General features: G+C 71.2%; 12 protein-coding genes. 7 read left to right on the forward strand and 5 right to left on the reverse strand.

The window, feature by feature from the left end; all coding sequences use genetic code 11:
* Positions 1-150: 150 nt before the first annotated feature.
* From L3i22_RS48790 to L3i22_RS48800, 3 genes are all read right to left on the reverse strand, one after another.
* Positions 151-1,524: a carbohydrate-binding protein gene (locus L3i22_RS48790; RefSeq protein WP_221324194.1), complete on the reverse strand. Its 1,374-nt coding sequence runs from the start codon at positions 1,522-1,524 to the stop codon at positions 151-153.
* A gap of 322 nt (positions 1,525-1,846) precedes the next feature.
* Positions 1,847-2,548, reverse strand: a complete 702-nt coding sequence (locus L3i22_RS48795; RefSeq protein ID WP_221324195.1) for a membrane protein insertase YidC — start codon at positions 2,546-2,548, stop codon at positions 1,847-1,849.
* A gap of 99 nt (positions 2,549-2,647) precedes the next feature.
* Positions 2,648-2,920 (reverse strand): DUF6412 domain-containing protein, encoded by a 273-nt coding sequence (locus L3i22_RS48800; protein WP_221324196.1) that lies wholly within the window; start codon positions 2,918-2,920, stop codon positions 2,648-2,650.
* 68 nt (positions 2,921-2,988) lie between these two features.
* Here L3i22_RS48800 and L3i22_RS48805 point away from each other — a divergent pair, with 68 nt between their 5' ends.
* A complete protein-coding gene (locus L3i22_RS48805) occupies positions 2,989-4,170 on the forward strand; it encodes a glutamate--cysteine ligase (protein WP_221324197.1) in 1,182 nt (393 codons plus the stop codon).
* Between the two features lie 292 nt (positions 4,171-4,462).
* Positions 4,463-5,680: a polysaccharide deacetylase family protein gene (locus L3i22_RS48810; RefSeq protein ID WP_255657712.1), complete on the forward strand. Its 1,218-nt coding sequence runs from the start codon at positions 4,463-4,465 to the stop codon at positions 5,678-5,680.
* On the opposite strand, the gene L3i22_RS48815 is transcribed toward L3i22_RS48810, so the two are convergent.
* Positions 5,670-6,488, reverse strand: a complete 819-nt coding sequence (locus L3i22_RS48815) for an Fpg/Nei family DNA glycosylase (RefSeq protein ID WP_221324198.1) — start codon at positions 6,486-6,488, stop codon at positions 5,670-5,672. The genes L3i22_RS48810 and L3i22_RS48815 overlap by 11 nt on opposite strands.
* 172 nt (positions 6,489-6,660) lie before the next feature.
* On the opposite strand from L3i22_RS48815, the gene L3i22_RS48820 reads away from it, so the two are divergent.
* The 4 genes from L3i22_RS48820 (at position 6,661) to rocD (ending at position 10,267) form a co-directional block, all read left to right on the forward strand.
* A complete protein-coding gene (locus L3i22_RS48820; RefSeq protein ID WP_221324199.1) occupies positions 6,661-7,266 on the forward strand; it encodes an ATP-dependent Clp protease proteolytic subunit in 606 nt (201 codons plus the stop codon).
* A 126-nt stretch (positions 7,267-7,392) separates the two neighbouring features.
* Complete coding sequence (locus tag L3i22_RS48825; protein ID WP_221324200.1) at positions 7,393-7,968, forward strand: DUF4190 domain-containing protein; 576 nt, start codon at positions 7,393-7,395, stop codon at positions 7,966-7,968.
* A 290-nt stretch (positions 7,969-8,258) separates the two neighbouring features.
* Positions 8,259-9,056, forward strand: coding sequence for a dimethylargininase (gene ddaH, locus L3i22_RS48830; protein ID WP_221324201.1), 798 nt, complete (start codon positions 8,259-8,261; stop codon positions 9,054-9,056).
* Positions 9,053-10,267 (forward strand): ornithine--oxo-acid transaminase, encoded by a 1,215-nt coding sequence (rocD, locus tag L3i22_RS48835; protein ID WP_221324202.1) that lies wholly within the window; start codon positions 9,053-9,055, stop codon positions 10,265-10,267. Before ddaH ends, rocD begins: the two co-directional genes overlap by 4 nt.
* Positions 10,268-10,582: 315 nt before the next feature.
* Here rocD and L3i22_RS48840 read toward each other — a convergent pair whose 3' ends face one another.
* A complete protein-coding gene (locus L3i22_RS48840) occupies positions 10,583-11,731 on the reverse strand; it encodes an FHA domain-containing protein (protein WP_221324203.1) in 1,149 nt (382 codons plus the stop codon).
* 171 nt (positions 11,732-11,902) lie between these two features.
* Between L3i22_RS48840 and L3i22_RS48845 the strand changes: the two genes are divergently transcribed.
* Positions 11,903-12,697, forward strand: a complete 795-nt coding sequence (locus L3i22_RS48845; RefSeq protein WP_221324204.1) for a hypothetical protein — start codon at positions 11,903-11,905, stop codon at positions 12,695-12,697.
* Position 12,698 lies beyond the last annotated feature (1 nt).

Below are 12,698 nucleotides of genomic sequence, written 5' to 3' on the forward strand. Positions count from 1 at the left end.
CTCCGGTGAGATACGTCAATCTTTAAGACTGTTAACAGTAAAAGTAAAGGGGGTGGGAACCTTAAATATCTTTAAAACTCGATCCGTTACAAAGGCACGACAACGAGCCGTGACCACTGGTCAGCGGCCACGGTCCATTGATAATCTTTTTTACTTGCGGAACTGGATCCAGTTCACGTTGACGAAGTCCGCCGGCTGACCGCTGGTGAAGGTCAGGTACACCGTGTGACTCCCGGTCACGTTCGAGACGTTGCCCGGGATCGACGTCCAGGTCTGCCAGCCGCCGGTGCTGCCCAACGCGAAGCTGCCGATCGGGGCGTTGCTCCGGCTGTCGATCCGCACCTCGATGAGGCCGCTCACCCCGCTCGCGGCGCCGGACGCGACCCGGGCCACGAAGTCCTTCACCCCGCCGGTTCCGAAGTTCACGTTGTCGAACTGCAGCCAGTCACCGTTCGCGATGTAGCCGACGTCCTGGCCACCCTCGGAACACGTCTCGACCGTCACCCCGGCCGCGGCGTTGTACGACTCGGCCTGGATCTGCGCGTACGCGTCCCGGCTCCCGCTCGCCGGCGGCGTGGTGGTCGGCGGCGTGGTCGTGCCGCCACCCGACGACTGGTACACCGCCACGTAGTCGACCAGCATCGGCACGCCGGACTGCGTCGCCGAGGTCGGCCCGCCCCCGAACGCGGCCGGGAACCCGCCACCCATCGCCACGTTCAGGATCACGAACACGCCGTGGTGGGTCGCGTTGTTCCAGGTGGTCGCGTCGACCTGGGACGAGTTCAGGGTGAAGTAGTTGCTGCCGTCCAGGTACCAGCGCAGCTGCTCCGGCGAGGTGCTGCGGTCATACTCGATCGCGTAGGTGTGGAAGCCGGTCTGACAACCCGAACACGCCCGCTCGCCGCTGGTCAGGCCGGTCGTCTCGTTGCAGACGCCGCCCGGGTTCGTCCCGCAGTGCAGCGCCGCGAAGACCGAGGACCGGCCGTTGATGTCCTCCATGATGTCCCACTCGCCGATGCTCGGCCAGTTCGTCGCGCCGACCGGCCGGGCCGCGTCACCGAGCGCCCAGAACGCCGGCCAGTAGCCGGCCGCCGCCGCGCCGCTCACGTTCGGCTGCTGGATCCGTGACTCGATCCGCACCTTGCCGCCGGCCGGCGCCGCGAAGTCGGTGCGCTGCGTCTCCACCCGCCCGGACGTCCACGCCCCGGACGAACTCCGGATCGGCTTGATCGCCAGGTTGCCGGCGCCGTCCTGGTACACGTTCGCGGTCGAGTCGGTCATCGTCTCGACCTCGCCGGTGCCCCAGTTCGCCGCGCCGCCGGGATAGCCGGTGCCGGTGTCGTAGAGCCAGTTCGACCGATTCAGCCCAGTCCCGGACGCGCCGGTGAAGTCGTCGCTGAAGACCAGCGACATGCCGGCCGGCGGGGCGGGGACCGCCGCTTGGGCCTGCGACACGAAGGTGACGGACGCGCCGACGGCCACGACCGCCGCGGCGACGGCGAGAAGTCTTCGGGGAGCTGCCATGGGGAACACGCCTTTCCGCGGGGATGGGGGGACGTGAGAGCGCTCTCAGAAGAAGATTGCACGCTTGTTTCCGCAACTTGTCAACGGATGTCGATGCCTCCGGACCATCAAGATCTTTATTGCCTCGGTCCGCCGGGGTACAGATCGTCGCTCCCGCGGGGACCCTTCCGGGCCTCGCAGGGCGCGGGGCGCCCAGAACGCGAGGCCCTCCAGGGCGACGTCCGAGGGTGGTTGCGGTTTAAAAGGGCCCCCGGCCAAGGCCCAGCCGCGCCTCCCGGCCCAGCCGCAACACCGGGCGCGGCTGGAGCGGACGGGGCCAGGGTCAGGTGGTCGGGGTGGGGACCAGGCGGCGGCGGACCAGTTGTTCGGTGGCGGTCCAGGCGGCCGAGGTGACCAGGTAGAGGCCGCCGGCCAACGGGAGCCAGGCGACGGCCAGGACGGACAGCCAGGGGAGGTATTTCAGCATCTTGGCGGTCATCGCGGTGGCCTGGGCCGTGGGATCCGCGGACTCCGCGGAAGCGGCGGGCAGTACCGGGGCGATCGCCCGGCGGGAGGTCCACCAGGCGATGCCGGCGGCGAGCGCCAGGAGGACCGCGAAGACCGGGAGCCCGGCGGAGAGGTGGGCGGTCAGCGGAACCCCGGCGATCGAGCCGGCCGGCGGGTTCATCGCCACCCGGTACATGACCATGAAGAACGGGGCCTGGGCGAGCGCCGGAAGGAGCCCGGCGAACGGGCCGATGCCGTGTTCCCGCTGCAGGGCCAGGGTCGCGGTGGCCAGCTCCATCGGGTCCTTGTGTTTCTTGCGGAGCTTCGCCACCTCCGGCGCCAGCACGGCACGGCGGCGCTCGGTGCGGATCTGCAGGTAGGTGAGCGGCGTCAGGCCGGCCCGGACGAGCAGGGTGAAGACGACGATCGCGCATGCGGCGGCGAGGCTGCCGGCGACCGGGTCGAGGTGTACGGCAAGGCTGGTGATGCCGGCGTGCGCGGCATCGACGACGGCGTGGAAGAGACCGGAAATGGACATGGACGTACCCCAAGGGTCCGAAGGTTTTGGACACTGAGGCGGCGCGCAAAAAGCACAAAATGCCCGAGGAGAGCAGAAAGAGTAAGCGCTAGAAGGCTTTTACGCGGCCGCGGGGCACGCGGTCGGGGCTCGCGGACGCGGACGGCCGGGAGCACCCGGATCCAGCAGCCGCGGCGCGGCCCGGCGGACCCGGCGGGCGAACGCCCGCAGACCCGGCAGCAGGCCGGTGGCCGGCACCGGGACGGCGACCGCGGCGACCAGCAGCAGCGCGGCGGTGACCAGAGCCAGCGCCAGGACCAGGCGCGGGCCGCCACTCAGACCGGGCTCGAGCAGGGCAGTGCCCGCCAGCGCCCAGTACCCGAGAAGCAGCATGCGACAAGCCTACCGCCGGCGGGCAAGGTCCGGTTTCCCGAGGAAACCCGCCGGGTAACCCTGCGCCCATGGAACCCGGTGCCGAGGGCACGACGACAATCGACCCGCGACTGGCCGCCCGCGCCGAGCGACGGGACCTTCTGACACTCGGGATCGAGGAGGAGTACCTGCTCGTCGACGCGACCGAGCCACGGGGCGTGGAGACCGTCGAGGCGGTGATCGAGCAGGTCTCGGAGGAGCTGCGGGCCAGCGTCCAGCACGAGTACCTGCGCAGCCAGATCGAGGTGGCGAGTCCCCCGCAGCTGGAGCTGGTCGGGCTCTACGAGGCGATGACCACCCTGCGGACCGGGCTGGCCGACGCGGCCGAGCGGGCCGGGTCACGGCTGGTCGCGGCCGGGTGCGGGCCGGCCGCCGGGCCGAACACCCGGCTGGTGGACAAGCCGCGCTACCACCGGATGCGCGAGCGTTTCGGGGACCTCTCCCCCGGTCAGGGCCTGTGCGGGACGCACGTGCACGTGAGCATCCCGGACGACGAGACCGGCGTGCGGATCCTCAACCACCTGCGCCCGTGGCTGCCCGTGCTGCAGGCGGCGACGGCGAACTCGCCGCTGTTCGGCGGGCGGGACACCGGGTACGCCAGCTGGCGCTCGATGATGTGGGAGCGCTGGCCCACGGTCGGCCCGACGCCGTACCTCCAGTCGTACGACCACTACCTGACGCTGATCTCGGACCTCGAGGCGAGCGGCGCGATGCTCGACGAGGGAATGCTGTACTGGTACGCCCGGCTCTCGGCGAACTATCCGACCGTGGAGATCCGGATGGGCGACGTGACGCCCACGCTGGACGACGCGATGCTGCTCGCCGCGCTGGCCCGCGGGCTGGTCGCGACGCTGCTGGCCGAGGTGCGGGACGGCGCCGAGGCCCCGGACGTGCCGCATCCGCTGCTGATGGCCGCGCACTGGCGGGCCGCCAAGGACGGTCTCGAGGGGCTCGGCCTGGACATGGCGAGCCGGGAGCCGCGGCCGGCCTGGCGGCTGTTGCGGCAGCTCGTCGACTACGTGCGGCCGGAGCTGGAGCGGCACGGCGACGGGCAGCTGGTGACCGTCCTGACCGACCGGCTGCGGTCGCGCGGGACCGGCGCGGCGCGGCAGCGGGCACTGCTCGCGAAGGGCGTCCCGGTGGCCGGGGTGGTCGACTGGCTGGCCCGGACGACCCGCGGCGAGACGGAACGCGATGAGAATCTCAGCTGAACGGCAACAGATATTGCACACAGCTTTACGGTGAGTGACCAGCCTAAACAGCGATGAGTGACGGCGCGATGACCGATCTGGTATCGCGCCTGATCTTGTCAACCGGTAGGCATGACCAATGCCGCCGTATACCTCGCCGCAACTGACGAGCCCCGGCGACGTAGCCGCGACGGGTGGGCGGCACCGTCGGCCGGATTCAGCCGACGGCTCGGAGAGCGTGACGCGGGTCACCCCGCGCACGGATTTCCTGGGGCCGTCGCTGCGCTCCTCTGTGGACGCCCCCGAGCCATCGGTGACACCGACCCGGAGCGCTCGCCACCGCGCGGGCGACACCGGGTCGTACAGCACCGTCCGTACCCCCAAATCAACGCCATCGCGCAGCGCGCGGCACTCGGCCGGCCCGGCGCGGTCTCGCGCGAAGCGGCCGGTCAGCGGCTCGCACCGCGCGCCCGGCACGCTGCCGCTGGAAACCTGGCTGGAAGCGGCCCGGAACCGGCCGACGACCGTGCTCGGCACCCTGGTGGTGGCCGGGCTGCTGATCACCGCGGTGCCGCTGTCCCAGCCGGGCAAGAGCGACCCGGGCGAGCTGACCGCCGCCGCGCAGGCCGCGGCCTCGGCGCAGGCGGCGAAGCAGCGCGACAAGAACGGCGACACGGCCGGGAAGCAGAGCGACGCGCAGGCCGATCCGGTCGCCGGCGGCGCCACCCGGCCGACCCCGGAGGCGACCGTCACCGGCCGCCCCGCCGGGCTTCCGTCGACGCCGCTGGCGCAGGGCGCCGGCCCCGGCAGATCGCTGCTCACCACCGGCGGGCAGCAGGTCGCGCTGACCTTCGACGACGGCCCGGACCCGCAGCAGACCCCGAAGATCCTGGCGATGCTCGACCAGTACCAGGTGAAGGCCACGTTCTGCCTGGTCGGCTCGCAGGCGAAGAAGCACCCGGAGCTGGTCCGGCAGATCGTCGCGGCCGGGCACACCCTGTGCAACCACACGTTCGACCACGACCTGACGATCGCCAAGAAGAGCACCGCGACGATCCGGGCCGATCTGGAGAAGACGAACGCCGCGATCCGGGCCGCGGTGCCGGACGCGAAGATCGCGTTCTTCCGGGCGCCGGGCGGCAACTTCACCGACAAGCTGGTGAATGTGGCGCACACCGAGGGGATGTCCTCGCTCTACTGGGAGGTCGACCCCCGGGACTGGGAGCACACCGAGAACGAGACCGACGCGGACCACGTCAAGCGCGTGATCGCGTCGGTGAAGAAGGGCGTCAAGCCGGGCGCGATCGTGCTCTCGCACGACTTCAACCAGCCGGACACGATCGCGGCGTACAAGGAACTGCTGCCCTGGCTCGCGGAGAACTTCCAGCTGGGCGTCCCGTCCGGCACCGGCGAGACCCCGCGCACCCCGGCCACCACCGAGCCCACCCCGGCCACGCCGTCCCCCAGCACCACCGTCGAGCCGATCGCCCCGACCACCGCCCCGACGGCGACGCCGGCCGCTACCGCTTGACGGCCGGCTGGCAGGTCGGACACCAGTAAAGATTGCGCCCCGCCAGCGGGCCGATCGCCACGGCGGTGCCGCAGACCAGGCAGGGCTGGCCGGTGCGGCGGTAGACGTACACCTCGCCGCCGTGCCGGTCGACGCGCGGCGCCCGGCGCATCGCCTCCGGCGTGTGCCGGGTGTGCACGGTGTCGATCCGGCCGCGGGCGACCCCCTCCTTCATCAGGGCGCGCAGGTCGTCCCAGAGCGCCGACCAGCACTCCCGGTCGATCGCGGTGCCCGGGGTCAGCGGCGACAGACCGGCCCGGAAGAGCACCTCGTTGGCGTAGATCAGCCCGCAGCCGGCCACGATGGACTGGTCCAGGAGCAGGGCGAAGAGCGGCTTGGTGCTGGACCTGACCCGGGTGTACGCCCGGCTCGGGTCGGCGTCGTCGCGCAGCGGGTCGGCGCCGAGCCGGGCGCGCAGCAGCTCCACCGCCGGCGGCTCGAGCACCTCGCACGCGGTCGGCCCGCGCAGGTCGAGCCAGTGCCCGGGGCCCGCCATCCGCATCCGGACCTGGCCCACCGGGTCGGGCAGCGGCGGCTCGCCCTCGGTGAACTTGCCGTACAGCCCGAGGTGGACGTGCAGGATGCGGTCGTCGTCGTAGTGGTGGAGCAGGTGCTTCCCGTACGCCTCGGTGTCGCGCAGCACCCGGCCGTCGAGCAGCGCGGCACCGCTCGCGAAGCGGCCCTGCGGGCTGGAGACGGCCACCGGGTGCCCGGCGAAGAGCTCGCGATGGCGGGTGGCGAGGCGGTGAATGGTATGTCCCTCGGGCACGAGCCAAAGGTATCCGCCGACACCGCGGCACCCGACTCTGCGTGATCAGTACCACGCGCCGCCGGGCATTCTGCCGTGAGCGGATTCGCCCTGAGGGGAATCGCTGGGATCTGACACTCCCCTTGGGAGAGGGTGTGAGACGTAGACGAGCGGATGCGAGAGGGTTGGGCTCATGACTGTTGACACGACCATGCGCGGTGGCGGCGCGTCCTTCGACGACCAGGTCTTCGAACGGCTGCTCCGGGAGCGGATCATCTTCCTCGGCAGCGAGGTCAACGACGAGGTGACCAACCGGATCTGTGCGCAGATGCTGCTGCTCGCCTCCGAGGACGCGGAGCGCGACATCGCGCTGTACATCAACTCCCCCGGCGGCTCGATCAGCGCCGGGATGGCGGTGTACGACACCATGCAGTACATCAAGAACGACGTGGCCACCATCGCCATGGGCATGGCGGCCTCGATGGGCCAGTTCCTGCTCTGCGCCGGCACCGCCGGCAAGCGGTACGCACTGCCCCACGCCCGGGTGATGATGCACCAGCTCTCCGGCGGCATCGGCGGCACCGCGGCCGACATCGCCATCCAGGCCGAGAGCATGCTGCACATCAAGCAGGTGATGAACGAGCGGATCGCGTTCCACTCGGGCCACACCCCGGAGGAGATCAACCGCGACTCCGACCGGGACCGCTGGTTCACCGCCCAGCAGGCGAAGGACTACGGCCTGGTCGACCACGTGATCAGCAAGGCCTCCGACGTGAACGCGGTCTCGTCGCTGGTCTGATCCACGGTCCTCGGTCCGAGGGGCGCACAGCATGGGCTGTGCGTCCCTCGTGTCGTTTCCGGGCCACGGGGGTATAGAGCCCGGTAACAGGACATCCCCGAGGATTCGCCAGAAGGAGGTGCTGACGTGAGGATGCCGACCTTCTCGCGTACGGCCACGAGTGACACCGACGAGACGACGGCCCGGGTTCCGGTCCAGACCCGCCGGGACGACGAGCCCACCACGCAGACCATCACCAAGCCGCGCCCGACCAGCACGGTCACCCCGCCCACCGAGACCGAGCGGAGCAGGCCGATCACGGTCGGCCGCCCGGTCACCCCGGCCGAGCCGGTCACCGCGAGCGCCAAGCCGGTCACCGCCGAGCCCGCCCGGGTCCGCCGGCCGCGGGCCAGTGGCCTCGCCACGGTCGGCCTGATCGTCAGCATCGCCGGCATCGCCCTGGTGCTCTCCGGCCCGCTCGCCGGCTGGGGCATCGGCGTGGCCGGTCTCGGCCTGCTGCTCTCGGTGGCCGGGCTGAGCGCCACCCGCAAGCAGCACGTGGCCGGCAAGGGCGACGCGATGATCGGGATCGCCGTGTCGATCGGCGCGATCGTGCTCGGCGTGCTGGCCCTGAACGGTCAGCTGAGCTGGCTCGGCACCGACACCCAGCCGGCCACCAACCTGCGCGAGTGGCTTGACGCACAGTTTGCGAACCGGTTCTGACGGGTACCTGACATCTACCGGCAGCGATACGCTGGTCGGTAAACCTTCGGAACCGGGACGACCCGTAGCGGTCGGCCCGCCCCGAATTCTCGGCGGTTCGCCGGGCAATCCGGCGGTTCGCCGGACGACCCGCACGGGCGCCGGGAGCGGTATGAAAATGCCGCCCCCGGCGCCCGTGTGGTGTGTACACAACGAATCTCCACCGGCCCCGAAGATCACGCAACGATCCGCCGCCGGACGCAACATCAAGCCGGGGTACGTGATACTCCCGCGCACCTAGCGTCTTCCCCATGACCGCCAAGCGCCGCTATCTGATGTGCCGGCCCACCCACTTCGCCGTCACCTACCGGATCAACCCGTGGATGGATCCGACCGCGCCGTACGACAACGCGCTGGCCGTCCGCCAGTGGGAGAGTCTGCGCCAGGTCTTCCTCGACCTCGGGCACACGGTCGACCTGATCGACCCGCTGCCCGGTCTGCCGGACATGGTCTTCGCCGCGAACGGCGGCACGATCGTCGACGGTCGCGCGCTGGGCGTGCAGTTCCGCGACGCCGAGCGGGCCGACGAGGCGCCGGCGTACGCCGCCTGGTTCGCCGGGGCGGGCTTCGAGGTCGAGATGCCCAAGCACACCAACGAGGGCGAGGGCGACATCCTGCTCGCCGGGGACGTGCTGCTGGCCGGGACCGGGTTCCGCACCTCGCACGCGTCGCACGCCGAGACGCAGGAGTTCCTGCACCGGCCGGTGATCACGCTGCAGCTGGTCGACCCGGCGTACTACCACCTGGACACCGCGCTGTGCGTGCTGGACGAGACGAACATCGCGTACCTGCCGGCGGCGTTCTCGCCCGGTTCGCAGGCCGTCCTGCGGCAGCTCTTCCCGAACGCGATCATCGCGAACGCCGAGGACGCGGCGGTCCTCGGGCTCAACGCGGTCAGCGACGGCCGGAACGTGGTGCTGCCGGTGCAGGCCGTGAACCTGGCCGATGAGCTGCGCAAAGCCGGATACCATCCGATCGGGGTCGACGTGTCCGAGCTGCGCAAGGCCGGCGGCGGCCCGAAGTGCTGCACCCTGGAGGTCCGTCCGTGACAACGGTTGAATTCCGTACGCCGGCCGCGCTCGCCGACGCCGAGCGCTGGACCGCGCACAACTACCACCCGCTGCCGGTCGTCGTCGCCGAGGCCGAGGGCGCCTGGGTCACCGACGTCGACGGCCGCCGCTTCCTGGACATGCTCGCCGGCTACTCGGCGCTGAACTTCGGGCACCGGCACCCCGCGCTGATCGCCGCCGCGCACGCCCAGCTGGACCGGCTCACGCTGACCAGCCGCGCGTTCGTGCACGACCAGTTCGCCACGTTCTGCGCGGGCCTGGCCGAGCTGTGCGGCAAGGACCTGGTGCTGCCGATGAACACCGGCGCCGAGGCGGTGGAGACCGCGATCAAGGTGGCCCGCAAGTGGGGCTACCAGGTCAAGGGCGTGCCGGACGGGCAGGCCGAGATCATCGTGGCGGACGGCAACTTCCACGGCCGGACCACCACGATCGTCAGCTTCTCCACCGACCCGCAGGCCCGGGCCGACTTCGGGCCGTACACGCCGGGCTTCGTGGTGGTGCCCTACGGCGACGCCGCCGCGCTGGCCGCCGCGATCACCCCGAACACGGTCGCGGTGCTGGTCGAGCCGATCCAGGGCGAGGCCGGCGTGCTGATCCCGCCGGCCGGGTACTTCGCGGCGGTCCGGGAGGCGTGCACCGCGAACAATGTGCTGCTGATCGCCGACGAGATCCAGTCCGGCCTGGGCCGGACCGGGAAGACGTTCGCGATCGAGCACGAGGGCGTCGTCCCGGACATGTACCTGCTGGGCAAGGCGCTCGGCGGCGGCATCGTGCCGGTCTCCGCGGTCGCGGCGAACCGGGACGTGCTGGGCGTGCTCAAGCCGGGCGAGCACGGCTCGACGTTCGGTGGCAACGCGCTGGCCTGCGCGGTCGGCTCGGCGGTGGTCGAGCTGCTGCGGACCGGGGAGTTCCAGGAGCGGTCCGAGCGGCTCGGCGAGCGGCTGCGGGACGGGCTGTCCGGACTGATCGGCAAGGGGCTGCTGGCGGTCCGCGGGCGCGGTCTGTGGGCCGGGGTGGACATCGACCCCGCGCTGATGACCGGGCGGGAGGCCTGCGAGCGGCTGGCCGAGCGCGGGGTGCTGGCCAAGGACACCCACGACTCGACGATCCGGCTCGCGCCGCCGCTGGTGATCACCGAGGCGGACCTGGACCACGCGGTCGCCCAGCTCGCCGCGGTGCTGGCGGGCTGAGACCCGATCCGAAAGGCGCCGCTGCCGAGACCCGTCACCGGGCCGGCAGCGGCGCCTTTTCCGTCTTTCAAGATCAAAACCGCGATTTGGGTACGGCCGGTGCCCGGCCCCCAGCCGCGACGCGCGGCTGGGGATCGCCTCGGAAGCCACCTCGCGTGGGTCCTTTGAAACCGCGCCCAACCGCGGACGTCGCCCTGTAGGGCCTCGCGTTTTTGGGCGCCCCGCGCCCTGCGAGGACCGGAAGGGTCCCCGCGGGAGCGACGATCAGTTATCGGCCGCAGCCGAGGCAATAAAGATCTTGAAGTTGATCTTCGGTTATCGGCCGACCGGGCGGATGGCCATCGTCGGCGCCTCGGCCATCACCGACTGCGGCTGGACATTGCCGCCGTTCGCCCAGAGCTTGGCGCGGCCGACGTGGATGCCGGCGTAGAGCTCGACGATGTCCTCCGCGGTGAGGACCCGTGTCTCGTCGCGGTGCAGGGTGACCCGCTCCTCGTCGTCGAACGAGCCGTTCGGGCGGAAGCCGGTGCCGTTGGTGCTGATGTCCTTCGCGGTGATCTCGCCGGCCCGCAGGGCGAACCGGACGTGACCGCGACTGATCCACTTGCGCGCGTCCGCGGTCAGCCACTGGCCGAGCATCACGCCGCCGCCACCCTCCGGCGCGCGGCCGACGACGACCGGCTGGTCCTCCGAGACGGTGAACCGCTTGCGGATCACGCCGTCGATCCGGACCGCGAGCACCTCGATGGCCGGGCGCGGACCGGCGTCCTTGAGCCGCTCACCGTGCCGCGGGCAGGTCGGCACGCCGGCCCGCAACGCCGGCGGCGGCTGGGCGACCGGGCTGGTGAACGTGCGCATGTCCGCGAACGGGCTGTCCGAGTCGCCGCCGGTGCCGAACGTGGTGCAGTTGAAGTCCGGACACTTCCAGAGCCGCGCGAGCAACCGGTCACCGAGCGGCGAGCGGGTCGTCGGCGGGACCGTCTCGCCCCGGCCGACCCGGGCCACCAGCGCCGGACCGCCCTGCTGCGACACCAGGGCCAGCAGCCGGCCCGGCTCGGCGACCCACGGCCGGGTGGCGCGGAAGCGGTCCTCCCGGTCCCGGGTGAGCACCGGCAGGCCGAGCATCTCGGCCACCTCCAGCACCCGGTCGTCCATCTGCGGCACGACCTCGACCTTGCCGTCGTCGGCCCAGCGGCGCACGACCATCCGCTCGTTCGACGTGAGGTCGGTGTCGGAGAGCAGGCCGCGCGGGGCGATCACGTAGACCGGGACGTTCTCCTCGGCCACGTACCTCCCGTAGGCGTCGACCAGCAGCCCGAGCCGGACCAGGCTGGCCGGCCGGCCGCCGTCGAGATCGGCGTACCGCACGACCTCCGACAGATCGACCACCGCCCGAGCCAGCGCCGGGTCGGTGGTGAGCTGGGCCTCGATGGCGTCGAGGACCTTGCTGACCTCGAATCTCACGAGTCCTCCCCCTGTCCTGCAAACACGTATACCTCCGGTCATCATGCCCCGGACATGATCCGAGCGGCGAACCGGGCGGACGCCACGCCACGCTTTGCCCGCGGGTGTCCGTTTGCCGATTCTCACGATCGGGAACTTTCGTCATCGATGGTTCTTAACGAGAGGACACCCATGCGGACTTCACGGCTCGCTCTCACGGTGGCCACGGCCGCCCTCGCGGTGGCGGGCTGCACCGCGAACGGGACCACGGCGACCTCGTCGTCGGCTGCCCCCGAGGCATCGGCGGCGACCCCCACCACCAGCGCCGACCCGGCCGCCGTCAAGGCGCTGTCGGACGCCGCGGCGAAGCTCGGCGACACCAGCTTCAAGATGACCATGACGAACGGGAGCGGCTTCCAGCTCGTCGCCAACATCGACACGCCGCACGGCAACGGCAACGCGGAGATGTCGGCGAAGGGCACGAACACCTCGCTCACCGTCAAGACCCTGCTGTTCGGCCAGGACCTCTACGCCCAGATCCCCGGGGTCACCACCGGTGACACCTGGACCCACCTGGACATGGCCCGGCTGCCGGACGGGGCGAACATCGGGCTCAAGCCCGGCCAGATCGACCCGGCGAACACCGCGCAGCTGCTGACCAGCACGTCCGACGTGCAGACGGCCGGCGAGGGGGCGTACTCCGGGACGGTCGACCTGACCAAGGCGGCCGGGGTGGCCGGGATCGACAAGGTGACCGTCGACGGGTACGGCGCGGACGCGCAGAAGGTGCCGTTCGAGGCCACTCTGGACCCGCAGGACCGGCTCGAGACGCTGACCCTGCGCCTGCCCGCGGTGAACAACGCGACGACGCAGCCGCTCGTGGTCAAGTACAGCGACTACGGCCAGACGGTGACCGCGGAGAAGCCGCCGGCCGGTCAGATCACCGAGGCGCCGGCCAACGTCTACCAGGCGCTCGGCGGTAAGTGAC

This window comes from Actinoplanes sp. L3-i22 (genome assembly GCF_019704555.1).
Taxonomy (GTDB): domain Bacteria; phylum Actinomycetota; class Actinomycetes; order Mycobacteriales; family Micromonosporaceae; genus Actinoplanes.